Source organism: Sphingomonas oryzagri (genome assembly GCF_029906645.1).
In the GTDB taxonomy this organism is placed as follows: Bacteria; Pseudomonadota; Alphaproteobacteria; order Sphingomonadales; family Sphingomonadaceae; genus Solisphingomonas; species Solisphingomonas oryzagri.
The window spans coordinates 733,202-760,146 of record NZ_JARYGZ010000001.1 but is presented as its reverse complement, the minus strand read 5'-3'; the positions used below and the strand labels follow the sequence as shown (position 1 = coordinate 760,146).

Genomic DNA, 26,945 nt, shown 5'->3' with positions numbered 1-26,945 from the left:
AAGCCGAGATCGGGCGTGGGCGGCGTACGGTCGCTTCATCCTTCTGTGTATGAGTGGGGCGGGTTTGCGGCTTTGGGCGGCATCGGTGGCGTTTTCGATCCTGTCGCTCTGCGCCGGGACGATCGCCCATGCCGATGTGCTGGAGATCGACGACCAGGGCGACGTCCATGTCCGTAGCGGGGGCGCCGAAGTCCAATGGGTGTCCGCGAAGGCCGGCGACGCCGAGAAGCCCGACACGCTTCCGTTCGTTCCCGCCGCTGCCGTCACGCAGATCGCCGCGCCGACGCAGGTTCCGGATACCTTGCGCGCGCCGCTGCAGACGGCGGCAGCCCGCTACGGCGTCAGCCCGAGCCTGCTGGCCGCACTGGTCTGGCAGGAAAGCCGCTGGCACCCCGCCGCCGTCAGCACCAAAGGGGCCGTAGGCCTCACTCAATTGATGCCCGGAACCGCGCGCGCGCTGGCGGTCGATGCGAGGGATCCCGCCGCCAATCTCGACGGCGGCGCGCATTACCTCCGCCAGATGCTCGATACGTTCGATGGCGACGTCGAGCGTGCGCTCGCCGCCTACAATGCCGGGCCGGGCCGGGTGATCCGCGCCGGCGGCCTGCCGCGCATCGCGGAGACGCGCAACTACGTCTCCACCATCATCGACCGGCTGACGCCGGACATCTCGACAGGACTTGCCATTCCATGACCAAGCGTATCGCCGCCCTGCTCGCAGCCGCCCTGCTGCCCTCCTCCGCCTTCGCGCAAGCCGCCGGCGCCAACCCCGCCGGCTCCGGCCCGATCATCGCCGCGCTCGGCTGGCTGCAGGGCACGCTGATGGGCAATGTCGCCACCGCCGTCGCGGTGATCGCGGTCGCGATGGTCGGCTTCATGATGCTGACCGGCCGGATGAACTGGCGGTTCGGCGCGACCGTGATCATCGGCTGCTTCGTGCTGTTCGGCGCGGGCGCGATCGTCTCGGGCATCCAGTCGACCGCGATGGTGGCGCACTGATGCAGCGCGCCCCGGTCTTCCGCGCGCTGACCCGCCCGCAGATGTTCGGGGGCGTCACCTACAGCTTCTTCGTGATCAACATGGGCGTGACGACGGAGGCCTTCCTGATCACCCGCAGCTTCTGGGCGTTGCCCGTCGCGCTGTTGGTCCACGGCATCGGCTATCTCGCCTGCCTGCGCGAGCCGCGGGTGTTCGATCTCTGGCTGACCAAGGTCAGCCGCTGCCCCCGCGTGCGCAATCACAAGCGCTGGGGCTGCAACAGCTACGCGCCATGAAGAACTGGACCGGAGCCGCGGCCTGGGGGGCCAGGGAGGCGAAGGCAGGCGACCGCCTGCCTTACGCGCGCCATCTCGACGACCGGACGCTGCGCCTGCGCGACGGCGCGGTGATGCGGATGATCCAGGTGCCTGGCCTCCCCTTCGAGACCGAGGACGACGCCGCGCTCGACCATCATCTCGCCGTGCGCGAGACGATGCTGCGATCGGTGCTGGATGCGCGTTTCGTGGTCTATCACCATGTCGTGCGACGCCGGGTGCGCGTGACGCTCGACGGCGCGCCGGAGGAGCCGTTCGCCGCGCTCCTCAACGAGCGCTGGCAACGCCGGCTCGACGCGCGCCGCCTCTTCGTCAACGAGCAGGTGCTGAGCATCGTCCGCCGCCCCGCGCGCGGCAAGACCGGTTGGCCGGACAAGCTCAAGCGCCTGATGGCCGGCAAGGATGCCGAGCCGGAAATCGCCGACATCCGCGCTCTCGACGCCGCGGCGACCGCCCTCGTGGCCGCGCTGGAGGCCTATGGCGCGCGCCAGCTCGGGACCTATCAGGGCGTCGGCGGGCTGTGTTCCGAGCCGCTGGAGATCCTCTCCGCCATCTACAATGGCGAGATGCGGCCTGTGCTGCTGCCGCCCGAGGACACCGACCTCGGCCACCACATCCCCTATGCGCGCGTCAGCTTCGGCCTCGACGCGATCGAGACGGCACAGGCCGGGGGACGCTCTTTCTCCGGCATGCTCTCAGTGAAGGAATATCCCGACGCCACCCGCGCCGGCCTGATCGACAACATCCTGCGCCTGCCGCACGAACTGGTGCTGACCGAGAGCTTCGCGCCTGCCGACCGCCAAATCGCCCGCGAGCGGATCGACCTCGCCATCCGCCGCCTCCGCTCCGCCGACGAGGAGGCCGGGGCCGAGCGCCGCGAGATGCTCGCCGCCCGCGACGCGCTGGGCGCAGGGCAGGCCGGCTTCGGCGACCATCACCTCTCGCTGCTGGTCCGCGCCGACGACCTCGGCGCGCTCGACGGCGCGATGGCGTCTGCCGGTGCGGCACTCGCCGACATGGGCGCGATCGCGGCGCGCGAGGACGTCAACATGGAGCCGGCCTTCTGGGGCCAGTTCCCCGGCAACGAGGCCTATCTCGTCCGCCGCGCGCTGATCTCGACCGCCAATGCGGCGGGCTTCCTGTCGCTCCACGGCATGCCTTTCGGCAAGCCCGACGGCAACCATTGGGGGCCGGCCGCCACCGTCTTCGAGACGACCAGCGCGACGCCCTATTTCTTCAACTTCCACGAGGGCGATCTCGGCAACTTCACCGTCATCGGCCCGTCCGGCTCGGGCAAGACGGTGGTGCTCAACTTCCTCGCCGCGCAGGCGCAGAAGTTTGGTCCCCGTACCATCCTGTTCGACAAGGATCGCGGCGCCGAGATCTTCCTGCGCGCCTGTGGCGGCCACTACGCGCAGCTGCAGCCGGGCCAGCCGACCGGCTTCAACCCGCTGGCGCTGGCCGACACGCCCGTCAACCGCGCCTTCCTGCGCGACTGGTTGGGCGTTATGCTCGCCGCCGAGGGACCGGACGAGCTGGCTGCCATCGCCGGTGCGGTCGATGCCTGCATGGAGGCCGATCCCGGCTTCCGTCGCCTCCGCTATTTCCGCGAGCTGCTGAGCGGATCGCGCCGGCCCGAGGCGGGCGACCTCGCTTCGCGCCTCGATCCGTGGATCAACGGCGGCGAACATGCCTGGCTGTTCGATAACGCGGTCGACGCGCTCGATCTCGACGCGCGGACGCTCGGCTTCGACATGACGGCGCTGCTGGACAGCCCGACGCTGCGCACGCCGACCATGCTCTACCTGTTCCACCGCGTCGACGAGCGGCTGGACGGGGAGCCGACGATGATCCTGATCGACGAGGGCTGGAAGGCGCTCGACGATCCGGTCTTCGCCGCGCGCATCCGCGACTGGCTGAAGACGCTGCGCAAACGCAACGCGCTGGTGGGCTTCGCAACGCAATCGGCGCGTGATGCGCTCGACAGCCGCATATCGGCGGCGATCGTCGAGCAGACCGCGACGATGATCTTCACGCCCAATCCGCGCGCCCGGCCGGAGGATTATTGCGAGGGCTTCGGTCTTTCCGACCACGAGCTGGAGCTGATCCGACAGCTGCCCGCACACAGCCGCTGTTTCCTCGTCCGCCATGCCAACCATTCGGTGGTGGCGCGGCTCGATCTCGCCGGCGAACCGGACCTGCTGACGGTGCTCTCCGGCCGCGAGGCGAGCGTGCGCAAGCTCGATCGCCTGCGGGAGGAGCTGGGCGACGCGCCCGCCGCCTGGTTCGAGGCGCTGACGGGCACGCCATGGCCCGTCACCGGCGACGAACCGGCCTATTCGGAAGCGGCCGAGTGAACGCCTGCCCTGCCCTCGACATCGAGACCGGCGGTCTCGCGCAGGCGCTCCGCGCGATCGACTGCCGCACCGGCGAGGGCACCCAGATCGCCTTCGGTCGCCTCTTCGGCGATCACGGCGCGCTGATCCCGGCGCTGACCATCCTGCTGACGCTCTACGTCGCGATCTTCGCGATCGGCCTGCTGACCGGCCGTACCCGGCTCGGTATCGGTTCGCTCACGCCGCGTATGCTGACGCTGGGCATGGTGCTGACCTTCGCGACATCGTGGCTCGCCTACCAGAACGTGATCTGGATGCTGGCGGTCGGCGCGCCGGACCAACTCGCATCCGTCATCGCCGGCACCCATGGATCGGCCACCGCCGCCTTCGCCGACAAGCTGGATGTCGTCTTCCAGGCGATCGCCGACAGCACCCATCAGCAAAATGCGCAGAATGCCGTCGCGGCCGCCAACGCGACCGGCAATGGTGCTTCCTCCACCGGTATCTCTATCCTGTCGCCGCAGGGGATGATGTGGATTTCCGGTCTGATGCTGCTGGTCGGCACGGTCGGCGTGCTGGTCACCGCCAAGGTGGCGCTGGCGGCCCTGCTGGCGCTGGGACCCGTGTTTATCGTACTCGCCATCTTCCCCGCCACGCGCGGCCTGTTCGAGGGCTGGCTGAAGGCGGTGGTGTCGAGTGCGCTTACACCGCTTTTCACCGTGCTGATCGGCGGCGCGGCGATCAGCCTCATCACCCCGCTGATCCGCGACGCGCTGATGGATTCGACCGAGGTCGCCAGCAAGAGCGCCACCGCCCTGTTCCTCGCCGCCTGCGTCTACACCGCGCTGATGATCATGGTTGCGCGGGTCGCGAGCGGTCTGGTCGCCGGCTGGCGCATCCCCTTCCTGCAGGCCGAGGGCGCAACGCCCGCTGCCGCCTCGCAATCGCCCGCCACGATCCTGCCGCCAGTCCTGCCCGATACGAACGGCGGCGCCCGCCCGACGAGCGAGCGGGTACGCGGAATGCTGGCGGCCCTGCCCCCGTCCGAGAGCAGTACCTCCACGCCCGGCACCGCCCCGTCCCGCACGCAGACCGTGGTGATGGGCATGGCGCCCGCCACCGCCCTTCCCGCACCGCGCGCCGATCGCCGTCTCGACGGCGTCGGCAGCCGCTTCCGCGCCCGCCCCGAGACTCCCGTCAAGGCCCGCCTGTCATGATTCGCTTCCTGCCCCTCGCCGCGCTCGGCGCGGCATCCACATACGCCGCTCTGGTCGCCACGCCGCTGCTGGCGAAGGATCCACGCATTGCCACGCGCCTCTACAATCCCAGCGATATCGTGACGGTGCACGGTCACACCGGTATCCAGTCCACAATCGAATTCGGCGACGACGAGCATATCGACAACATCGCGATCGGCGATTCCGCGAGCTGGCAGGTGACGCCCAACAAGCATGCCTCGATCGTCTTCGTGAAGCCGATGATGCCGAGCGCGCGCACCAACATGACGGTGGTGACCGATCGCCGCACCTACCTGTTCGATCTCGTCTCGACCCCGATGGGGACGCCGGTCTACGTCATGCGCTTCACCTATCCGCCAAGCCCCAAGCCGGCGATCGCAATCGCGCCGCCGCCCGCCCCCGCCGAACCGGCGCCGCAGGTTGCCGAGAAGGTGCCTGAGGCGACGCCCGCCGATCTCCATTTCGATTGGGCGACCGGCGGATCGAAGCAGATCCTGCCGATGCGCGCCTTCGACGACGGCAAGTCGACCTGGCTCGCCTGGCCGAAGGATGCCTCGATGCCCGCCATCCTCCAGCGCGAGCCGGACGGGCAGGAGGGGCCGGTCAATTACCGCGTGCAGGGCGAATATGTCGTGGTGGACGGCGTGCCGCCGCAACTCGTGCTGCGCCAGGGCAAGCTCGTGGCGACGCTCACCCCCGCCCCGCACCCGGCCTCCGATGCGACACCGCCGGCGGGCGCTCAGACCGCGAGCGCCCGGCCATGACCACGACCCGCCAGCCCATCCTGCTCCGCGCAATCGAGGACAGCGACCCCCGCCTCCTCACCGAGCCGCGCGAACTGCAGCTCGCAAGTCGCAACGCCTATCCGCTGGTCGCCCAGAGCGGCCGGAAATCGGATTCGTTCGGCCTGGTGGCTGGCGCCGGCATCGCCGTGCTGCTCGGCGGCGTCACTTTCTGGTCGATGAGCGCCCACCGGACGCCCGCGCCAGCCCCACAGCCCTTGATCGCCGGCCCGGTCGCGGCACTTCCCGCGCCGGTCGCGCCGCCGCGTCCCGCAGCCGTCTTGCCGCTGCCGATGCCCACCCCAACCGTATCGGCCCCCGCCATCGCCGCCGCCGCCTCGCCTGCGATGGTGTTCGACAATTCGCAGGCCCCGGCCACGCCGGCTGCCGCCGCAACCCCCGCGCCGACACCGGGCAAGACGGCGAACGACAAGCTGGACGACAACGATCAATTCGCGCTGCGCGTCGGCGGCTCGTCCGACGTCGCCACCGCAGAGCCGATGACGTCGCCGTCCAACACGATCGCGCAGGGCACCTTGATCCCCGCTGTGCTGGAAACCGCGATCGACACCGATCTACCGGGCTATGTCCGCGCGGTGGTGAGCCGCGACGTGAAATCGTTCGACGGCACCAAGGTGCTGATCCCCCGCTCCTCGCGCCTCGTCGGCCAATACAAGTCCGGCCTCTCTTCCGGACAGACCCGCGCCTACGTGATCTGGTCGCGCCTCATCCGGCCGGATGGCGTCTCGATTGCGCTCGGCTCTCCGGCGGTGGATTTTTCCGGCGAGTCCGGCCTGACGGGCAAGGTCGACAGCCATTTCTTCAAGCGGTTCAGCTCCGCCGTTCTGCTCTCCGTCGTCGGCGGCCTGTCGTCGATCGCGGGCAACGCATCGGTGATCGTGTCGGGCGGGCAGAGCGCGGCCTCGGTCGCCGCGGAGCGCGACACCAACATCGCCCCCACGGTGAAGGTGCTGCAAGGTCAGCCGATCCGCGTGTTCACCGCGCGCGATCTCGATTTCTCGACCGCCTCCAACGCCGGATGAGCAGCGTCGAGGCCCTGCCGGTGAGCGGCGGCGTCTATCTCGACGCCTATCTGGCCCCCCTCAAGCCCTGGCTCGCGCGAGAGGACGTGACCGAGATCCTCGTCAACCGCCCCGGCGAGATCTGGGTCGAAGCGGCGGGCGCGGGCATGAGCCGCGTCGCGCTGCCCGAAATCGACGACCGCCATCTCCAGCGCCTCGCCGAACAGGTGGCGCGGATCAGCCACCAGGGCGTGAACCGCGAGCGCCCCCTGCTCTCCGCCGTGCTGCCAGATGGCGCGCGCGTGCAGTTCGTGGCGCCCTCCGCGACGCGCGCGCATTGGGCGCTGGCGATCCGGCGCCACCGCCTCGTCGATCTCCCTCTCTCGGCCTATGACCACGGCCCGCTCCTGACCGATGCCACCCGTGAGCCGATGCCCGATCCACAGGTCGATCCCGTGGCTTTCCTCGCACGGGCGGTGCGCGACCGGCGCACGATCCTGATCTCCGGCGGCACGTCGAGCGGCAAGACCACCTTCCTGAACGCCTTGCTGCGCGAAGTGCCGGCGGACGAGCGTATCGTGCTGATCGAGGACACACCCGAAGTCCGGCTGCGCCACGCCAACAGCCTCGGCCTCGTCGCGGTGAAGGGCGAACTGGGCGAGGCCCGCATCGGCACCGACGACCTCCTGCACGCGGCGCTGCGCCTCCGCCCCGACCGGATCGTCGTCGGCGAACTGCGCGGCCGCGAAACGGTGAGCTTCCTCCGTGCGATCAACACCGGCCACCCCGGCTCCTTCTCCACCATCCACGCAAGCTCGCCGGCAGGTGCGCTGGAGCAACTGGCGCTGATGGTGATGCAGGCGGGGCTCGGCCTCGATCGTGCCGATACGCTTGCCTATGCGCGATCGATGATCGACGTCATCGTCCAGCTCGGCCGTGCGAACGGCCGGCGCGGGATCACGGCGCTCGAATGGATTTCACGCGATCGCCACTGAGCGCGAAGAACGTCACGCCACCGGCTGACCGTCAGAATTCGCTCCATCCTTTCGTCGTCCCCGCATAGCGGATCGCGCGGCCATATTTCCGGAATTCCGCCTGAACTTCCGGAACCGCGCGGGCCTTGGCGACCGCCGCGCGCATCGCGGTCTCTAATGGGGTGTGCGCCTCCCGTCCCTCGAAGGTGATGAAGAGACCGAGCGCCATGGGTCGCGCAGCATCGTCCCGCAAGCGCGCCACCAGCATGTCTGCGATGGCATTGCTGTCGTTGCGGCACGCAGCAGCGGCGGTGGCCGCGCTCCAATTATCGTCGGGCTTGGTCGCCAGCTTGGCTTCTGTCGCCTTCGCGTCGTCGTTGCGCCCCAGCGCTCTCAGCGCACAATCCTCGTTCGCCCACACCCACATCCTGCCGTAGGAGGAAAGCTGATCGGCGTGACGGGCCTCGAGATCGGAAAGGCTGTCATAGCCGGCCTGATAACGGCCGGACGCGATCACCATCTCGTCTCGATTGATCGCCATCGAGACGAGTTCGGGGTAACGATCGAGACCGAGCGCGAGCAGGCCGTCCAGAGCGGCGATGGCCTCATCCATCCGGCCGAGCGCACGGAGGTTCGACGCATATTCGTTGACGAGCCAGAAGGCGTCGTTTCCCGTCACCTCGATCTGCGTCTTGTCCCTGGCAAGCGCCTCTCCGGCCTGCAGCGCATCCGCGAAGCGACCCAACGCACGAAGTGCCTGCATCTGGTGGGCCACCACCTCATAGTCCTTGGGTGACGCCTTGGCGGCGGCGGTTGCACGGTCCGCCTCGCTTTCCAGGCTCTTGCGGAAACCGTCGCCGGCGTTCCGGTCGATGTCGGGCCAGAGCGCCTGGTGGCGCCGGTCGATCGCGAGGGTCACCAGCGTGTCTGTCGGCGGATCCTTGGCGAGGCCCGCGCGCGCATCGCTCAGATCACCGCGCAGACTTTCCGCGGTGATCGCGCAACCGAGTGTGTCATCGCCGAAATCGGTGCGCGGCTGCTGCTGCCAGCCGACGCCGGCAAGCGCCATACACATGTCGCCGCGCGCGGCCTCGCGCTTCGCGGACGGCAGCTTCTGCACCTTCTGCATCGCGATGCGCACCCACTGGCGATCGATCCCCGCGAGGGCATCGGGCTGCGACTTCGCCACTTTCTGCATCGCCGCGGCCACGGACTCGCCGGTGCCGAGATCCAGTTCGTAGGCGATCCACAGGCGAAGGATGGCGGCATTGCCCTGATATTGCGCGGCCGAGGATTGCAGCGCCGCCAGCGCGGCTTGCGGCCGTTGCAGGTCGGAGAGAACCGCGCCTTTCATCCCGTCGATCAGGCCGGCAACGGCAGAAGGATGCGCCACCTTGTCCGACAAGGCGGACAGCAGCGACAGCGCCGCCAACTTGGAAGGCTGATCGGTCTTCTGCATGAGGTCGCCCGCCTTCGCCATGTCGGGCCGGATCGGCTCCCAACTCGCAGCGTCGATACCTTGCGGGACGGGTGCGGCCTGCGGTGACTTGTCGAGATAGAATTCGATGCCGGTCTCGTCCTTGATCCGATCCGATACGGCGTAGACCGCTTCGGCATCCTTCGCGGACACGAAATAGCGGGGGCCGGTATCGAGCCGGTAGACCATCCTCAAGCCGTCGGGCAGCTTCGTCGTGTGGCGGGAAAAAGCGATCGGCCCCGCCTTGGTATCGAGGTCCGCCATCGGGTCCAGCACCCGGCCCTTGACGTGCAGGTCGATGGTCTGCTCGTCCACCAGATCATAGTTCAGGCCGAGCGGCTGGACGCGCGGATTGGGCTGCCGATCCGGCAGCACGCCCTGCAGCAAATAGGCCCTTGTGATCATCTTCGCGAGGATGCCAGCCTTGGCGAACGCGTCCCGCGACATGCTGTAATTCTCGATCATCGTCGTCGTGTTGCCGTCGCGATCGTCGCTCAACTGCAGCGGCTTGCTCTCGACCAGTCCGGGGAAACGTCGGCGGTAGAATTCGACGTTGCCGTCCGCGATCTTCGCCACGGAGCTGGCCGCCCAGGTCGCGCGGCTGCTGTCGGCGCGCGCACCGGTCGAGCGGGTCTCGACATGCAGGGTCAGCGGCGTGGCGGAGGTTTCATCGACGCTGAACTGTTCGACGATGCTGACGTCGCCGACATGGGTGGCATAGCCGTCCATATGCTCCAGCCCGGTCTGGCCGACGCGGATCGGCAGGGCATAGCCGAAGTCCGCCGGCACGATCGCCGTACCGCGTCCGCCGCGATGGGTCCCGGTGGCATCGATCCACATCACCTTGCCGTCGATCACCGCGCGCACGACCACATGATCGAAGTCGAGCGGGGACGGCAGCCTGTCCGGCAGGCGATCGCCCGTCTTGGTGGCGGCCAGCGCCGGCACCGCGTCGATACCCAGCCGGCGCAGCGCCACGGCGAGCAGCAGGCTCTTGTCCTTGCAGTCGCCATATCCCCGCGCGAGCACCGTGCTGGGGCGGCGCGGCACATAGGAACCTTCGCCCATCTCCTCGCCGACGTAGCGAATATTGTCCTGCACGTAGCGGGCGGCTTCCGTCAGCCGGTCGCCGGGCGCCGGAAAGGCCTTCGCGATGGCATCCAGCCGCGCGGAGAAGTCCTGGGGCAGGCTCTCGTCGCCCTGATAAAGACCTGTCGCCCACCGGGCCAGTTCCGCCCAGTCCTTCATCGTCGATATGTCGATGCGGCCCCACTGGAACGCCGTGTAGGGAACGTCGTCCTCCGCCTGCATCGCCGGCGGATCGATGGCCGTCCACTCCCAGTCCGTGCCGTCGGCGCTGGTATGCCGGGCGACGGAGACGTCGCTGTTGATCGCCTTGACGTCGGGCGCCATTCCCGCAGGCCAGACGAAGCGCAGCGCGCGCATCGCCAAGGGATCGGAATAACGCTGCGACAGGTGGTAGAAGGCATGGCCCGGCCACAGGCTGGTGCGTGTATGCGTGGTGGTCGCATAATCGATGATGTCGCCCACCCGCACATCCGGCAGGTTCGCGATGGCCTTGAGCGTGCCGCTGACGATGCCGTCGTCCAGATCCTCCTCATGCTCGACGACGCGGAATTGCGTGCTGCCGGTCAGATCGATGATCTTGCCGTTGCGGATCAGATGGACGAAGTTGACACCCACGCTCTCGAACCCAGGATCGTAGGTGATGGAGATCTGGCCGGCCGCTTCCAGTCCGCTGCGGTTGGTCACCTCCGTCGACAGGCGGAACCAGCTGTCGTGGCCATCGGCGCGGGTCCGGTACTGCTCATCGCTCAGCAGATAGGCGATGCCGTCCTGCGCGCCGTCCAGCCGCGCCTTGGTCGCCTCGGGGATTGTGCGTTCGCGTATCCATGACGGCACCGGCTCGGCCGGAATCGTTCGCGCCGACATCGAGAGCTTCGTGTCCGGCGCGGTCGCGGCACCGCTGTCGGCCGTATGGCCCGGAATCGCGAGAAAGCTGGCCATCAGAATGACAGCCGCCGGCACCAACGGCCGTTTCAAATATGCAAGCACGCTACAGACTGCCCCCGCCCCAGTATCCCCGAGCGAATTCTATTGTGTCACTTGGATTTACACAAGTTTGTCTGATCGATCCGTCGTCATCCCTCGCTTGTCCCGGCAATGGACGGCGGGCACGACCCGCGATACGCCTCACCCCAGGCTGATTACGGTCTGCGTCCGTCAAAAAGAGATGTGGAGGCGTAACTGCCGCGTCGTGTTGCGCGAACAGCAAGGCACTTCCGGCATGAATGCACGCCGTGACCCGAGGAGACGCTTTTGATGGATGAGCGGAACGCACCAGCCGGTGACGCGGAGACCTACCGGATCGAACGTCTGCTGGCCCCGAGGAACCTGACGGCCGTGGCGGGGATCGGCATCCTGCTCGCCGGCGCCGCGACCGGTTTCGCTTATGTCGGTGGTTGGCTCTCGCCATCGCGGCTGACCCCGGCGCGGATCGTGGACCAGTTCGAGCGGACCAACGGCCTGCACCCCGGCTTCCGCCGCAACCACCCGAAGGGCGTGTGCTTCAGCGGCTGGTTCGAGAGTGATGGCAGCGGCCGGGAACTGTCCAGGGCCAAGCTCTTCGCTCCCGGTCGGACGCCGATCTTCGGCCGCTTCGCGATCGCCAACGGACAACCCGCTCTCCCTGATATGCCAGCCGTCGTGCACAGCATGGCGGTGAACTTCACGCAGGCCGACGGCCAGTTCTGGCGCACCGGCATGAACGGCATCCCGGTCTTCCCGGTCCCCGACGTACAGGACTTCACGGCCCAACTCGCCGCCGCGACGCCCGATCCCAAGACCGGAAAGCCCGATCCCGCCCGCATGAAGGCGTTCCTCGCAAGCCACCCGGCCAGCGCGCGCGCCATCGCCATCATCAAGGCGACGCCGCTTGCCTCGGCCTTCGCCAACACCAGCTACAACAGCCTCGACGCCTTCGTCTTCGTGAATGCCGATGGCCGCTCGACGCCCGTGCGGTGGAGCATGGTGGCGGAAGATCCCTTCCAGGCAGCGCCAACCCCGCCGCCGCCGGGCACCAAGCCGGCCGCGAAGCCGGCCGGCGATCCCAACGCCCAGTTCACGGCCCTGCTCGACCGGATACACAGGGGGCCGATCCGCTGGCGCCTCGTGGCGACGATCGGGCAGCCGGGCGATCCGACCAACGATCCCTCGATCGCCTGGCCCGCGGGACGCCGTCAGGTCCAGCTCGGCGTGCTGTCGGTGAACCGGCTGGAGGACGAGGCGGACGGCGCCTGCCGCGACGTGACCTTCGATCCGCTGATCCTGCCGGACGGCATCCGGCCGTCGGACGATCCGATCCTGAGCGCGCGGTCCGCCGCCTATGCGCAATCCTTCCGGCGACGCGCCGGCGAACCGGCGCCCGTGAGCGCCGTCCGCTTCCCCTCCAGCGCCGGGAGTGTCCGCTGATGGACCGCTCGCCCCCCTTCTCCGCCTTCGCCCGGCTGCTGCACTGGGTCATGGCGGCCATGATCGTCGCGATGCTGTTCATCGGCATCGGCATGGTCTCGTCGGACACCCATTACGGCGCGCTCGTCGCGATCCACCGGCCGCTCGGTATTCTCATTCTGACATTGGCAGCCATCCGCTTGGTCTATCGCCTGTTCAACCCTGCCCCGCCGCTGCCGGCCGCCATGCCGGTGCCGATCAAGGCCGTCGCGCACCTGTCTCATTACCTGCTCTACGCGCTGATGTTCGCCGTGCCGATCGTCGGGTGGAGCATGCTGTCGGCGGGCGGCTATCCCATCGTGCTGATCGGCGCGCTGCACCTGCCGCCCATCGTGCCGCACGATCTCGGCCTCTACGCGGTGTTGCGAGAGGCGCATACGGTCCTCGCCATCCTGCTTTTCCTCACCGTGCTCGCCCATCTCGGCGCGGCGCTGATGCACGCCTTCGTGTTCCGCGACGGCGTGTTCGGGAGCATGGCGACGCTCCGCTCGGGGCGACGCCGACCGAGCGGTCCGGCCTGACGCCGACGGAGGGGTCAGCGGGCCGGGTTCAGCAGAAGGTGCGCGTGCAGCGGATCGATCATCGCGATCGCGCGCGCATCGGGGATACCCTCGATGCGGGGAGCCACCGCGACCGGGCTACGCAAGGTGATCAACGTGCGATCGCGGGTGCGGTGGACATCCTCGATATTCCCCGCGCCGCCCAACATGCCGAGCAGCCTGGCGTCGATTGAGGCGGGGCCGTCCGGAACCAAGTCTTGCGGTGGAACCTCGGCCGGTTTCGCTTCGCGTCGCCCGCCCAGCACGGCATTGATCTCGCCGGCGATCTGATCGGCCACCGGCCCGAGCACCACCTGCAGCGAACCGGGTCCGGGCCGGATTACTCCCCGTGCGCCGAGCTTGCCCAGCGCCGCCTCATCGACCAGTGCCGAATCGGCGATCTGGATACGCAGCCGGGTGGTGCAGGCCTCCACCCGGTTGAGGTTGTTTGCTCCACCGAGCGCTGTGACGAAAAGTGGCGCCCGGTCGGAAATACCGCCGTCACGTATCGGGGCGCCATCCGCCTCGGGAGAGCGGCCCGGCGTCTTGAGATCGAACCGGCGGATCGCGAACGAGAATATCCCGTAATAGATGACGGCATAAGCCAGCCCGACCGGGATCAGCCGCAGCGGATGCGTCGCGCGCCCGTAGTTGAGCATGTAATCGAGCAGCCCCGCCGAGAATCCGAAGCCAAGATGGACGTCGAGCAGGCTCATCAGCGCCATCGCCGCGCCGGTGAGCAGGGCATGGAGCGCATAGAGCACGGGCGCCACGAACATGAAGCTGAACTCGATCGGCTCGGTCACGCCGGTCAGGAAGGATGTCAGCGCCAGCGACAGGTACATGCCCGCCACGCCGGCCCGCTGCTCCGGCCGTGCGGCGCGATACATGGCGAGGCAGGCGGCAGGCAGGCCGAACATCATCACCGGGAAGAACCCCGCCATGAAGCCGCCCGCGCTCGGATCGCCGGCGAAGAAGCGATTGAGGTCGCCCGTTGCCCCGCCGTAACTGCCGACGATGAACCACACTACATTGTTGATGATATGATGAAGACCGGTGACCAGCAGCAGGCGGTTGAGCACGCCATAGACGAACATGCCGATCCAGCCGGCATGTGCGAGACCGGTGCTGAGCGCGTCGATCGCGCTGCCGATCGCCGGCCAGGCATAGCCGAACACCAGCGCAAGGCCGACGCCGGCAAGGCCCGAGACGATCGGCACGAAGCGACGACCGCCGAAGAAGGACAGGAACTCCGGTACCCGGATCGTCGCATAGCGATTATAGAGCAGCCCCGCGATCAGACCGGACAGGATACCGAGCGGCACACCGAGGCGCGCGATCGACTTGGCTCGGAAATCCGCCACCGCCAGGGCCTGGCTCGCCGCATCCAGCCCCGCCCCCACCGTATGCGGCACAGCCACCAGCGCCTGCGCGCCGTTGCTGGCGATCAGGAAGGCGACGATGCCGGCCAGTCCCGCAGCACCGTGGTTTTCACGCGCGAGGCCGACCGCGACGCCGGCGGCGAACAGCAGCCCCAGATTGGCGAACACCGCCGATCCCGCCGCCGCGAGGAAAGGCAGACCCAGCAGATCGTCCTGCCCTAGCCGCAGGATCAGCGCCGCCACGGGCAGCACCGCGATCGGCAGCATCAGCGTCCGGCCAAGCGCCTGGAGCGAGAGATTGAGCTTCGCGAACATCCTGTCTCTCTCCTCAGCCCCAATTTTCCAGTTCGGGCCAGCGCGTACGCACCGCCTCCCGCACCGCCTGCGGACTCGCCATCTCGCAGGCTTCGCGCGCAAACTGCCGGCAATCGTCCAGCACCAGCGCGCGCACCGCCGCCTTGGTGGCCGCAATCCGCCCCGCCGACACGGACAGGCGCGCGACACCGAGGCCGATCAGCACCGGCACCGCCAGCGGATCGCCGCCCAGCGATCCGCAGACACTCACCGGCCTGCCCGCGCGTGCCGCCGCGAAGCAGCAGGACTTGATCAGCCGCAGCACGGCCGGATGCAGGCCATCGACCTGCCGTGCGAGCGGCACGCTGCCGCGATCGATCGCGAGCGCGTATTGGGTCAGATCGTTGGTGCCGATCGAAAAGAAGTCGGCATGGGGCGCCAGCGTGTCCGCGAGCAGGGCGGCAGCCGGCGTCTCGACCATCACGCCGAGTGGCGCGTCGTCAAGGCCAGCTGCCGCCCGTTCCTCCTCGAAGATGATGCGGGCGGCGCGCAATTCCTCTGCATCGATCACCATCGGCAGCATCGTCTGGACGCCGCGCGCGCCGGTGACGCCCAGGATTGCGCGCAACTGGGTGCGCAGCAATTCGGGGTGCCGCAGCGACAGGCGCATGCCGCGCAGGCCGAGCGCCGGATTCTCTTCGGCCGGCATGTCGAGAAAGGGCACCGGCTTGTCGCCGCCGATATCCAGCGTGCGGATCACCAGCGGCGCGCCCTCCGGCAGCGCATCGGCAATCGCCTGATACTGCCGGCGCTGTTCGGCTTCGTCGGGAGGTGCGGCGCGATCGAGGAACAGGAATTCGCTGCGCAGCAATCCGCAGCCTTCCGCCCCCGCCTTCACCGCGCCGGGCGTGCCCCCCGGATCGCCGAGATTGGCGAGCACGAGGATGCGCGTGCCGTCGCGGGTGGCCGCCGGTTCGGCGGCGCGACCCACCGCTTCATCATGGAAGCGGCGGCGGTCGGCGATGCGCGTCGCGAGGTCCTGTCGCGCAGTCTCGGTCGGCGCGACATGAAGCGTGGCGCGATCGCCGTCGAGGATCGCGGCGGTGCCGTCGGGGATCAGGCGAACGCGGGGATCGGCGGCGACGAGCGCGGGGATTCCCATGCCGCCGGCCAGGATCGAGACGTGCGAAGTAGCGCCGCCGCCCACCGTGCAGATCGCCGCCGCGCCCCGCGCCGCGCAATCGAGAAATTCGGTGGGCAGCAATGCTTCGGCGACCACGATGGTGTTGGCCGGATAGCGTTCGCCAGCCTCTGCCCCGCCCGCCAGCATGGTCAGCACCTGCCGCTCCACATCGAGCAGATCCTCGCCACGCTCGCGCAGGCGTGCATTGTCGAGCGTGGCAAGCGCCGCCGCCGCCGCGCGACAGGCGGCGCGCCACGCCTGCGCGGCCGAGGCGCCGGCGGCGATCTCGCCGTCTGCGCGTGCGGCAAGATCGGGATCGTCGAGCAGGGCGCGGTGCGCGGCGAGGATGTCGCGCTGCGCAAGACTGGCCTCGTCTTCGAGTGCATGGAGGCGCGCGGCGGCGGCGGTGCGGGCCGCATCCAGAGCCGAGCGTTCGTCGATGGGAGAGCCTGCCGGTCGATCAAGCGCGGCTTGGGCGGCACGCAACTGGCGGACCATGCCGATCACGATCCCGGCAGCGCCGGTGACACCCGCCAGCACTTCGCTGCCATCGAGCAGGAGCGCCGGCGCCACGGCCACGGCGGCGGACACCTCCTCGCCCACAGGCGCCGCGATCGCCGCCGGCTGCTCGCCGAGTCCCGATTCGATCGCCGCTATCATCGCGGCGAGCAGCACTTCCGCGTCTGCCCCTCTTGCCTCGATGCGCAGGGTGTCGCCCAGGCTGGCACCCAGCGCCATCAATGCCGCCACGCTGGCGCCGTTGGCGCTGCGGGGGCCGCAAAGGACCGTCGCGTCCGCATCATGGCCCCGCACGATCGCGGCGAGGCGCGCGCTCGGCCGTGCGTGCAGACCGTGGGCGAGCGGGACGGCCACTTCGGCGATCCGCGCCGCCGTATCGGCCGCCGCAACGGTCGAGACGCCGGTCTCGCTCACCACGGTGAAGAGGGGATCGCCCGCCGCGACCATTCGGCCCGTCTCCAGCGGCGCGACGACAAAGCCGTCGTTGATGACGATGATCGGCGTCCGCAGGCTGCACCCTGCACGCGCGATCGCATCGAGATCGCAGCCGATCAGCGGATCACCCTTCGACACGCCCGCCCCGGCTTCGACCAGCGCGGCGAAACCCCGCCCGCCGAGCGCGACGGTGTCGATGCCGACATGGATCAGCAACTCCGCTCCGTTGGCAAGGCGGAGCGTGACAGAGTGGCCGCTCGCCGCGCGCGCGATCACCGTGGCATCGCACGGCGCGACGATGATGCCGTCAACCGGATCGATCATCACGCCGGCGCCCATCATGCCGTCCGCAAATACGGGATCGGGGACATCGGCCAGCGGCCCGACCCAGCCCGCGCAAGGCGCCGTGACGATCACATCATCCGCGCGAGAACCAGTACCAGAATATGACATCTCGCTTTTGCCCCGCACCCCCTGGTGGAATATGAGCATAGTATCCGACCAAATCAGCTTTACAAGCGATCATTGGTATCTTACCGGTATTGTCTGTTCGGAAGCGGGGTGATCGTGAGCAACATCATATCGTGGGATACCGCGCCGTCGAGCAGCATGGCGGCTGAGGCGGCTGAATCGGCCGAGGCGGTGACACGTCTGATCGCGCGGCAAGGCGCCCATATCACCGGGATCGCCGCCGAGCTTCGCCGCACGCCGCCCGCCTTCGCGCTCCATGCCGGGCGCGGCAGCTCGGATCATGCGGGCGTCTACGGCAAATATCTGATCGAGCAGCGGCTCGGCATCGTAGCAGGCGCGGCCGGTTTGTCGGTCGGCTCGGTCTATCGTCGTCCGCTGGCAATGCAGGGGGCGATCTGCATCGCCGTGTCGCAATCGGGGCGCAGCCCGGATCTGCTCGCGATGGTCGATCTCGCGCGGCAATGCGGCGCGCGCTCGCTGGCGCTGGTCAACGACGCCGCGTCCCCGCTCGCCGCGCCCGCCGATGCCCTGGTGCCGCTGGAGGCCGGGCCGGAACGCAGCGTCGCCGCGACCAAGTCCTTCGTGGCTTCGGTCGCAGCCTTCGCGCTGCTGGTCGCACATTGGTCCGAAGACGAGGTGCTCCGTCTGGCGATCGAGGCGCTGCCCGACGCGCTGTCGGACGCGTGGCAGGCGGACTGGTCGCCGCTGGTCGAGGCATTGGCCGATGCCTCCAGCCTGTTCGCGCTGGGCCGCGGCGCCGGCTATGCGATCGCCCGCGAGGCGGCACTGAAGCTCAAGGAGACGAGCGGCCTGCACGCCGAGGCGTATAGCGCGGCCGAGGTGCTGCACGGCCCGGCGGCGCTGGCCGGCAAGGGCTATCCGATCCTCGCCTTCGCGCAGGACGACGCCTCGCTGGCGACCACCCGCGACACCCTCGCCACGCTGCGCGATCGCGGCGCACGCGTGTTCGTGGCGGGCACCGGCATCGACGGCACGACGATGCTGCCCGGCCCGGTCGTCCACCCGCTCCTCCAGCCGATCGTGCAGATCGTCGGCTTCTACAAGGCGGCGAGCATCCTGGCCCCGGCGCGCGGGCGCGATCCCGATCGTCCGCCGCACCTCGCCAAGGTGACGGAAACGCTGTGATGACGATCGCCCTGGTCAACGGTCGAGTGCTCACGCCCGGCGGCTTCGTCGAGGGGCAGGCGGTGATCGTCGAGGGCAGGCGCATCGCCGCCTTGGCGCCGGACGATGCCGTGCCCGACGGCGTCCTCCGCCACGATCTGGGCGGCGCCACGCTCTGCCCCGGTTTCATCGACAGCCAGGTCAATGGCGGCGGCGGCGTGCTGTTCAACGCCGACACCAGCGTCGCCGCGATCCGGCGCATCGGCGCAGCACACCGCCGCTTCGGCACCACCGCCTTCCTGCCGACCCTGATAAGCGACACGCTGGACACGGTGGCACGCGGCATCGCTGCCGTGGAGCAGGCGATTGCGGAGGGTGTGCCCGGCGTGATCGGTATCCATATCGAGGGGCCGTTCCTCAGCGCCGATCGCAAGGGGGTCCACGATCCCGCCTTCTTCCGCACGCTGGCGCCCGAGCATGTCGCGCTGTTGACCAGTCTGAAGGGCGGCGTGACCCTGATCACCCTGGCCCCCGAACGCGCCGATCCGGCGCTGATCCGGGCGTTGCGCGAAGCAGGCGCCGTGGTCGCGCTCGGCCATAGCGACGCGCCTTATGCCACCGCATCGGCGGCGTTCGATGCCGGCGCCATCGGCGTCACCCATCTGTTCAACGCAATGTCGCAGTTGACCGGGCGCGAACCGGGTCTGGTGGGCGCCGCGCTCGAACGCGATGCGGTCTATTGTCCGATGATCGTCGACGGCCGCCATGTCGCGCCGACGACGATGCGCCTCGCGATGCGCTGCAAGCCGATCGAACGCATGATGCTGGTGACCGACGCGATGCCGACCGTGGGCAGCACCGAAGACTGGTTCGATCTCGGTGGCCGCCGCGTCGAGGTGCGAGACGGCGTCTGCGCCACCGCCGACGGCACGCTGGCGGGTTCGCATCTCGATATGGCGACGGCGGTGCGCAATGCCGTGGCGATGCTGGGGGTCACGCTGGAGGAGGCCGCGATGATGGCATCGGCCACCCCCGCCGCTTTCCTCGGTGTGAGCGATCGCATGGGGTCGATCGAGGCGGGGCGGCTGGCCGATCTCGTCGCGCTCGACGCCGACGGGCGCGTGGTCTCGACCTGGATCGGAGGGGAGATCGGCACATGAAGACGCTGGCGACCGCGGCCTGCATCGCCGCCCTGCTCGCCAGTTCCGCCGGCGGGGCACGCTCGCTCGATTTCGCGGGCCGCATCTGGGACATCAAGAGCAGCGACGGGGATCCCGCCGGCCCCGGCCCCAATGTCTTCACCGATGCGCGCAAGGCCGTCTTCGTCGACGACCACGGCGCGTTGCACCTCACCATCGCCTATCGCCACTATCGCTGGGAATCGACCGAGATCGTCTCGCGGGAATCGCTCGGCTACGGCACCTACCGCTTCGACATCGCGGCCGGCGCCAACGCAATCGCCGACAACGCCGTGTTCGGCCTGTTCACCTACGATCTCGACCCCGCGCAGGCCAATCGCGAGATCGACATCGAGCTTTCGCGCTGGGGCGACGGACGCACCGATAACATCCAATGCTCGGTGCAGCCGGCCGACGACCGGCCCGACCATTATGGCCGCTTCGCATCGGGCGAAGGCAGGCAGGGCTGGATCATCGAGTTCAGCTGGGCGCCCGGCGTATTCGACTGCACGGTCACCGACAAGGCCAGCAATCACATCATCGGCCACACCCACCTGACTGCAGGCGTGCCGACACCGGGTAACGAGAAGACCCGAATCAATCTCTGGCAGTTCCGCGGGAAGGAACCGATCGGTTTCGTGCCGTCCGAGGTGGTGGTGCGCAATTTCACCTTCACCCCACGGTAAACCGCCGACTTTTCACGGATCCAGGCTCCGAGATGAGGGCTTGATCAAGTTGTCATAATACGTCAACAATACCACTTGCGTACAGCATAGAGACAAATAGGCGCTGACGCACCGGCTGTGTTTGCAGAGCGACAAAGGGGAAAATCGCATGCGTCATCGTCTATTGTCTTCCACCGCCCTGGTTCTCGCCGCAACCGGCACGCCCGCGCTGGCGCAGGTTGCCACGCCCGCCGCGACCAGCGACGCAAGTGCCTCGCCGGTATCGGCCTCCACGCCGGGCACGGCGGATGCCTCGCCGACCGACATCGTCGTCACCGCGCAGCGCCGCGAGGAGAAGCTGTTCGACGTGCCGCTGACGGTGAACGTCATCTCCGGCGATGCGATCGAGAAGAAGAACCTCGCGACGATCCGCGACGTGCTCGAACATTCCCCGCAGGTGAATTACCAGCAGACCGGCGATTCCCGCACAGACACGCTCTCCATCCGCGGCATCAGTTCGGTCAGCAACGCGTCGGGCGTCGAGCCGGACGCGGCGATCGTGATCGATGGCGAGACGCTCGCCCGCACGATGCAGATGAATTACGATGCGGTCGATATCGATCGGATCGAGATCCTCGAGGGCCCGCAGGGCACGCTGTTCGGCAAGAATGCGGTCGCCGGCCTGATCAACATCGTGACGCGCGGCCCCAAGCTCAGCGACAAGACCACCGGCGAGATCAAGCTCGATCTCGCGCAGGACAATGAATACCGCCTCAAGGCCAGCATGAACGTGCCGGTCGGCGATACGTCGGCGCTCTACGTCAATGCGTATGGCGCCTATCAGGGCGGCTGGGAAAAGAACGTCCACGACGGCGAGCCCAATGGCGGTGCCGAGAAGGGCGCCGGCATCCGCGTCCAGTATCTCTGGAAACCGGACCCGACGCTGTCGATCAAGCTGAAGGGCGAATACAGCTACAAGAAGACGGGCATCATCCCCTATGCCTTCAAGGAACTGAGCGCGGACGATGTCCACAAGGCATCGGCGACATTATCCGGCGATCCCAACCTGATGGCGCAGCAGTTCTTCAACCTGCTGTCCAATTCGGGGATCAACCTGGTCAGCTCGTCGGGTGTCTCGACGCCGATCATCAACGGCACGAAGAGCTACCTTTACGACGATCGCACCTGGGGCAAGACCAACAGCTACGCCTTCTCGCTGACGGCCGAGAAGAAGCTGGATTGGGCGACCATCCATTATCTCGGCACCTATCGCTACTATAACCTCTACAGCAACGACAACGAATGGGGTGTCTCCGCGCCGCAGCTGACCAATTCGCCGGCCGGGCTCAACACGCTGAACTATGCCGGGCCGTCGCGCGAGCGGACCGTGCAGCAGGAATTGCGGCTGGAATCAGATACGTCCGGGCGGCTCAGCTACGTCGCCGGCGCCTTCTATTACTTCAACGACAATTATCACCGCGAGACCAACCGCACCTGCAACGACGCCGTCTACGGCTACTATAACGGCGCGGGCTATCCCGATCCCAATCCGACCGGCCCGGTCGACAATTTCCAGTGCACCGGTGGCTATACCGGCCGCTACACGGTCAACGACTTCCAGACGCGGATCAAGACCTACAACGAAGCCTTCTTCGGCGACGTCCAGTATAATCCGATCGGCGGCCTGACCGTGTTCGCCGGCGCGCGTGCGCTGTGGGAGCAGCAGCACATGACGCTGCAGCACCTGCCCGACGACACCACCGCGAGCTATTTCTTCAACCCCGACGATCCGTTCGGCGAGGTGAGTGCCAGCAGCCATCGCAACGCGATCACGCACCGTGTCGGCTTCAAGTACAATTTTGGTCCGGTGATGATCTACGGAACGGAAAGCACGGGCTTCAAGGGCGTGTCGTGGGACAATTACGGCCTCGCGTCCGCCGCCCGCGCAGTCGATCCGCTGAAACCCGAAAAGCCGCACCAGTGGGAAGCCGGCCTGCGCGCCAACCTGTTCCACGATCGCCTGAACTTCCAGTTCTCCGCCTTCGATCTGCGCGATCACGATTTCCAGGCGCGCACGATCATCCGCGATCCGCGCTTCCAGCTGGCAGTGGTGGATGCCGGCACCGCGGTGACGCGCGGCCTGGAATTCGGCATCAACGCCACATTGGCGAAGGGCCTGCGCGCCGGTGGCGGCTACACCTATCTCGGCAAGGCCACGCTGGTCGACGACGTGCTGATCCCCAACGTCATCCGGGGCGTCAACAACCCGATCAACTATAAGGGCGCGCGGCTGCCCAATGCGCCGAAGAACGCCTACAACGCCTATATCGACTATACGACGGACTTCCCCAGCCCGGATCTGACATCCGAGCTGCGTTTCGAGATGCGGCATCGCGGGCAGCAGCAAAGCGTGCTTACCGAGGATCCGCTGCAGGAGGTCGCGGCCTACACGATCTTCGATCTCTATTACACGCTCGCGCCCAAGGACAGCCGCTGGAGCGCGACGTTGTACGTCAAGAACATCACCAACCACCTCTATTACGAGCGTTCCTACGAACCGGCGGTGATGGGCTTCACATACGGGCAGATGGCCTATCTGCCGCGAGACTATGCCCGCTATTTCGGTGCCAATCTCCGCTACAAGTTCTAAGGCACGAGGTGGCCGGGCGCAGCTGCGTCCGGTCACTGGCCGAACCCGTCGCCGAGGAGCCCGATGCCGCAGACCTTCCACTTCATCGCCGGCCTGCCCCGTTCCGGCTCCACGCTGCTTTCCGCGCTGCTGCGCCAGAATCCCCGCTGCCACGCGAGCGTCACCAGCCCGCTCTACGCGATGGTCGATCGCATGGTCGATGCGATGGGGGCGGAGCGCAAATATTCGTCCTTCTTCGATGATGGGAAGCGCGCCCGCGTGCTGCGTGGCCTGTTCGAGAATTATTACGAGGACAGTCCGGCCGATCTGATCTTCGACACCAACCGGATGTGGACCGCCAACGCGCCGATGCTGGCCCAGCTCTTTCCGCAGGCGCGGATCATCTGCTGCGTGCGTGACGTGTTCCGCATCATCGACAGTTTCGAGCGGATCCTGCGGGCCAATCCGCTTCAGTATAACTCGCTGTTCAACTACAAGAACGAGCCTTCGATCTACGGCCGCGTCCAGATCATGATGAACGCCCGCGACGGCGTGATCGGCGGCCCCCATTCGGCGCTGCGTTCCCTGTGGTTCACCGAATTCGCGAAACGGCTGATCGTGGTCCGCTACGAAAGCCTGACCAAGGCGCCCGAGGCGACGCTCGCCCGGCTCTACGACCTGATCGGCGAGCCGCGCTTCGCGCACGATCCCGCCACCGTCGAGGCGGACGAGACCGAATATGATCTGCGCATCGGCCTGCCCGGTCTGCACCGCGTCCGCAAGGGCGTGACCCCGGCCGAGAAGCCACTCAGCATCCCGCCCGACATCTACCACAATTACGCCACGTCCAATTTCTGGGACGGGCGCGAGGAAAATATCCACGGAGTGCCGGTGATATGAGCTTGCGTGCCCGCGCCGCCGCTGCCGCCGCCCTGTTTGCCGCACCGCTCGCGGCGCAGGCGCAGACTGCGCCCGAGCCAGCCCTGCTCCCCCGCCCCGCGACCATTGCGATGCGGACCGGCGCGGCGCTGACGATCGGCCCGGCCACGCGCATCGTGATCCCGGCCGGCGACAGCGCGGCGCGCGAGGCGGCGAGCTGGCTGCGCGACGAGCTGGCGGATACGCTGAAGCTGCGGCTGACGCTGGCGACCGGCCCGGCCCGGCGCGGCGACATCCGCTTCGCCTCCGCTGCGGCGATGGCCGGTGGCGACGAGGCCTACATGCTCGACGTCGATGCGCAGGGCGTCTCCATCCAGGCGAACGGCGGCGCCGGCCTGTTCTATGGCGGCGTGACGCTGTGGCAGTTGCTCACCGAACGTCCCGGCGCGGCCGGGCGCCGCCTTGCCCCGCTCCACATCGCCGACCAGCCGCGCTTCCTGTGGCGCGGGCTGATGCTCGATTCCGCCCGTCACATGCAATCCGTGGCGTTCATTGAGCACTTCATCGACTGGATGGCGCTCCACAAGCTCAACAATTTCCACTGGCACCTGGCCGACGATCAGGGCTGGCGGATCGAGATCAAGCGCTATCCGAAGCTGACATCGGTCGGCGCGTGGCGGCAGGCGGTGTTTCCCGATCCGCCGGGGCGCTACGGCGGCTATTACACGCAGGATCAGATCCGCGCGGTGGTCGCCTATGCCGCGCGTCGCCACGTCAACGTGATGCCGGAGATCGATCTGCCCGGCCATTCGACCGCGCTCATCGCGGCCTATCCGGAACTCGGCGTCGCGGGGTTCAAGGCCGAGCCGGTGACCGCAGACTGGGGCCTGCTACCAGAGGTGCTCAACACCGACGACTATACGTTCGAGACCGTGCAGAACATCCTTTCCGAAGTGATGGACCTGTTCCCCAGTCCCTACATCGATCTCGGCGGTGACGAGGTCGATCAGACCCAATGGAAAGCCTCGCCCGCCGTACAGGCCAAGATGCGCGCGCTCGGCCTCACCGACGAATCCGCGCTCGAACGCTGGTTCATTGGCCGGCTCGGCAAATTCGTCGAGGCCCATGGCCGCCGCATCGTCGGTTGGGACGAGATTCAGGAAGGCGCGTCCGGCGACGGGCTGGATACCCAGGCGGTGGTGATGTCGTGGCATGGCGGCGAAGGCGCGGCGAAGGCGGCGCGCAGCGAGCATGACGTCATCATCGCGCAGGCGCCGCTTTACTATCTCGACAATCGCCAGAGTACCGCGCCCGACGAACCGCCGAGCTGGACGGACGTGATCCGCACCGAGGCGATCTATCGCCACGATCCCGTGCCGGCGGGCCTCACCCCGGCGCAGCAGGCGCATGTGCTGGGCCTGCAGGGCCAGCTATGGACCGAGCGCGCCCGTACCGAGGCATGGGCCGCAAAGCTCACCTACCCGCGCGCGTCCGCCATTGCGGAGGTGGGCTGGACACCCGCCGGCCGGCTCGACTGGGACGATTTTTCGAAGCGCCTCATCGTACAGCGCACCCGCTACCGGCTGATGGGCCTCGATGCCGGCGGGCCACCCGCGCCGCCTCAGCCTGCCACGGGCGGCCGCGTCTCCAGCGTCGCGCTCGATTTCTGCGTGCCCGATACCACCGGCCTGATCCTGTCGCCCCCACCCGGCGGCGCGATCGCCCCGCCCCGCGTCAAGGTGGCGATGCGCCAGCCCTGCTGGGTCGAGCGCGGCGTCGATCTCGGCACCGCGAAGGCGCTCGATCTCTCGCTGGTGCACCTCCCCTATAACGAACGGCTCGGTGCCCAGTCGCCGATCCTCGAATTGCCCAAGCCCCGCACGCCCGAAGGCGAGATCGAGGTTCATGCCGATGCCATCGACGGCCCGCTGGTCGCTTCGCTGCCCCTCGCGGGCTTTCCGGCCGAGGCTGCGCGCCACACGCTGACCACGCAGCTGCATGGCGGTTCCGGCCGGCATGACCTCTATTTCGTGCTGACCGGCGCCTCGATCGACACGCGCATCCTGCAACGTCCGCCGCTTACCGTCCTCGAATGGGTCCAGACCCGATAGGGCGACGATAGGGAGCCTCCCTTTTCCTCTCGAATCTGGTTAGGACGGATTCGAGACCGAATGAGAAACGCGGGAGACCCGATGTCGCTTTCCGAACTGGTCGGCACGCTTCCCGAACGAGGCAGCGGGCCGCTCTACCTGCAGTTGCAGCATCTGCTCCGCGACGCGATCGGCGCGCAGTTGCTTAAGCCTGAGCAGGCGCTGCCAAGCGAGCGGGATCTGTGCGAGGATTTCGATCTCTCGCGCGTCACCATCCGCAAGGCGATCGAGGGACTGGTCGACGAGGGGCTGCTGGTGCGCAAGCGCGGCGCCGGCACCTTCATCGCCGATATGCGGCGCGAGGCGAGGGACACCCGTGTCGAGAAGATCTTCTCGAAACTCTCCTCCTTCTCGGAAGACATGGAATCGCGGGGCATGAAGCCCAGCAGCCGCTGGCTCTCGCAATCGACCGGCATGGTCTCGCCCGACGAAGCGATGGCGCTGGCGCTGTCGCCGGGCACAGCCGTACATCGCTTCCGCCGGCTGCGCTTCGCCGACGGCAAGCCGATGGCGCTCGAATACACCATCCTGCCGGCGCATTACCTGCCCGACATCACGGCGGTCACCCACTCGCTCTACGAAGCGCTGGCGCAGACCGGATCGCGGCCGACGCGCGCGCTCCAGCGGTTGCGCGCAGTCGGTTTCGATGCCGAACAGGCAGAAGCGATCGGGGTCGAAATCGGTCACCCCGGCCTGCTGATCGAGCGTCGCGGCTTCCTGCCGGACGGCAGGCCGGTGGAATTCACCCAATCCTATTACCGCGGCGACGCCTATGATTTCGTGGCGGAGCTGTCCGGCATCGACGACGGCTAGGGCTGCGATC

20 protein-coding genes are annotated in these 26,945 nt (G+C 67.9%); 17 read left to right on the top strand and 3 right to left on the bottom strand.

Translation table 11 applies throughout. The features are described from left to right. The first annotated feature begins 85 nt into the window (after positions 1-85). The 8 genes from QGN17_RS03510 to virB11 are packed head-to-tail and all read left to right on the top strand — an operon-like array spanning position 86 to position 7,686. The gene (locus QGN17_RS03510; RefSeq protein ID WP_281043136.1) at positions 86-694 is read left to right on the top strand and encodes a lytic transglycosylase domain-containing protein; all 609 of its coding nucleotides are present in this window, start codon (positions 86-88) and stop codon (positions 692-694) included. Next, the gene (locus QGN17_RS03505) at positions 691-999 is read left to right on the top strand and encodes a TrbC/VirB2 family protein (protein ID WP_281043135.1); all 309 of its coding nucleotides are present in this window, start codon (positions 691-693) and stop codon (positions 997-999) included. The genes QGN17_RS03510 and QGN17_RS03505 overlap by 4 nt, the downstream gene beginning before the upstream one ends. Further along, positions 999-1,274 carry a type IV secretion system protein VirB3 gene (locus QGN17_RS03500; protein WP_281043134.1) on the top strand — a complete coding sequence of 92 codons (276 nt, stop codon included), beginning with the start codon at positions 999-1,001 and terminating at the stop codon, positions 1,272-1,274. The genes QGN17_RS03505 and QGN17_RS03500 overlap by 1 nt, the downstream gene beginning before the upstream one ends. Next, a complete protein-coding gene (locus QGN17_RS03495) occupies positions 1,271-3,670 on the top strand; it encodes a VirB4 family type IV secretion/conjugal transfer ATPase (protein ID WP_281043133.1) in 2,400 nt (799 codons plus the stop codon). The genes QGN17_RS03500 and QGN17_RS03495 overlap by 4 nt, the downstream gene beginning before the upstream one ends. Next, on the top strand, positions 3,667-4,866 hold the full coding sequence (locus tag QGN17_RS03490; protein ID WP_281043132.1) for a type IV secretion system protein: 1,200 nt from the start codon (positions 3,667-3,669) through the stop codon (positions 4,864-4,866). The genes QGN17_RS03495 and QGN17_RS03490 overlap by 4 nt, the downstream gene beginning before the upstream one ends. Continuing rightward, positions 4,863-5,651 (top strand): TrbG/VirB9 family P-type conjugative transfer protein, encoded by a 789-nt coding sequence (locus QGN17_RS03485; RefSeq protein ID WP_281043131.1) that lies wholly within the window; start codon positions 4,863-4,865, stop codon positions 5,649-5,651. Before QGN17_RS03490 ends, QGN17_RS03485 begins: the two co-directional genes overlap by 4 nt. Next, a complete protein-coding gene (locus QGN17_RS03480; protein WP_281043130.1) occupies positions 5,648-6,712 on the top strand; it encodes a TrbI/VirB10 family protein in 1,065 nt (354 codons plus the stop codon). The genes QGN17_RS03485 and QGN17_RS03480 overlap by 4 nt, the downstream gene beginning before the upstream one ends. Then, entirely contained in the window at positions 6,709-7,686 is a 978-nt protein-coding gene (gene virB11 / locus QGN17_RS03475; protein ID WP_281043129.1) for a P-type DNA transfer ATPase VirB11, read from the top strand. The genes QGN17_RS03480 and virB11 overlap by 4 nt, the downstream gene beginning before the upstream one ends. Positions 7,687-7,717: 31 nt before the next feature. Here virB11 and QGN17_RS03470 read toward each other — a convergent pair whose 3' ends face one another. After that, positions 7,718-11,170, bottom strand: a complete 3,453-nt coding sequence (locus QGN17_RS03470) for a DUF3857 domain-containing protein (RefSeq protein ID WP_281043128.1) — start codon at positions 11,168-11,170, stop codon at positions 7,718-7,720. 315 nt (positions 11,171-11,485) lie between these two features. Between QGN17_RS03470 and QGN17_RS03465 the strand changes: the two genes are divergently transcribed. Together QGN17_RS03465 and QGN17_RS03460 are read left to right on the top strand one after the other, a co-directional pair. Next, complete coding sequence (locus QGN17_RS03465) at positions 11,486-12,634, top strand: catalase family peroxidase (protein WP_281043127.1); 1,149 nt, start codon at positions 11,486-11,488, stop codon at positions 12,632-12,634. Further along, positions 12,634-13,194: a cytochrome b gene (locus QGN17_RS03460; protein ID WP_281043126.1), complete on the top strand. Its 561-nt coding sequence runs from the start codon at positions 12,634-12,636 to the stop codon at positions 13,192-13,194. The genes QGN17_RS03465 and QGN17_RS03460 overlap by 1 nt, the downstream gene beginning before the upstream one ends. A gap of 14 nt (positions 13,195-13,208) precedes the next feature. Here the strand turns inward: QGN17_RS03460 and nagE are convergent, their stop codons facing one another. Beyond that, positions 13,209-14,909, bottom strand: a complete 1,701-nt coding sequence (gene nagE, locus QGN17_RS03455; protein ID WP_281043125.1) for an N-acetylglucosamine-specific PTS transporter subunit IIBC — start codon at positions 14,907-14,909, stop codon at positions 13,209-13,211. A 13-nt stretch (positions 14,910-14,922) separates the two neighbouring features. Continuing rightward, positions 14,923-17,442 (bottom strand): phosphoenolpyruvate--protein phosphotransferase, encoded by a 2,520-nt coding sequence (gene ptsP / locus QGN17_RS03450; protein WP_281043123.1) that lies wholly within the window; start codon positions 17,440-17,442, stop codon positions 14,923-14,925. Positions 17,443-17,592: 150 nt separating this feature from the next. On the opposite strand from ptsP, the gene QGN17_RS03445 reads away from it, so the two are divergent. From QGN17_RS03445 to QGN17_RS03415, 7 genes are all read left to right on the top strand, one after another. Beyond that, complete coding sequence (locus tag QGN17_RS03445; RefSeq protein ID WP_281043122.1) at positions 17,593-18,642, top strand: SIS domain-containing protein; 1,050 nt, start codon at positions 17,593-17,595, stop codon at positions 18,640-18,642. Further along, positions 18,642-19,781 carry an N-acetylglucosamine-6-phosphate deacetylase gene (nagA, locus tag QGN17_RS03440; protein ID WP_281043121.1) on the top strand — a complete coding sequence of 380 codons (1,140 nt, stop codon included), beginning with the start codon at positions 18,642-18,644 and terminating at the stop codon, positions 19,779-19,781. The genes QGN17_RS03445 and nagA overlap by 1 nt, the downstream gene beginning before the upstream one ends. Continuing rightward, the gene (locus tag QGN17_RS03435) at positions 19,778-20,485 is read left to right on the top strand and encodes a hypothetical protein (protein ID WP_281043120.1); all 708 of its coding nucleotides are present in this window, start codon (positions 19,778-19,780) and stop codon (positions 20,483-20,485) included. Before nagA ends, QGN17_RS03435 begins: the two co-directional genes overlap by 4 nt. A 148-nt stretch (positions 20,486-20,633) precedes the next feature. Next, on the top strand, positions 20,634-23,114 hold the full coding sequence (locus tag QGN17_RS03430) for a TonB-dependent receptor (protein WP_281043118.1): 2,481 nt from the start codon (positions 20,634-20,636) through the stop codon (positions 23,112-23,114). Between the two features lie 63 nt (positions 23,115-23,177). Then, the gene (locus QGN17_RS03425) at positions 23,178-23,993 is read left to right on the top strand and encodes a sulfotransferase family protein (protein ID WP_281043117.1); all 816 of its coding nucleotides are present in this window, start codon (positions 23,178-23,180) and stop codon (positions 23,991-23,993) included. Then, complete coding sequence (locus QGN17_RS03420) at positions 23,990-26,083, top strand: family 20 glycosylhydrolase (RefSeq protein WP_281043116.1); 2,094 nt, start codon at positions 23,990-23,992, stop codon at positions 26,081-26,083. Before QGN17_RS03425 ends, QGN17_RS03420 begins: the two co-directional genes overlap by 4 nt. An 81-nt stretch (positions 26,084-26,164) precedes the next feature. Continuing rightward, positions 26,165-26,935: a GntR family transcriptional regulator gene (locus tag QGN17_RS03415; protein ID WP_281043115.1), complete on the top strand. Its 771-nt coding sequence runs from the start codon at positions 26,165-26,167 to the stop codon at positions 26,933-26,935. Positions 26,936-26,945: the final 10 nt, after the last annotated feature.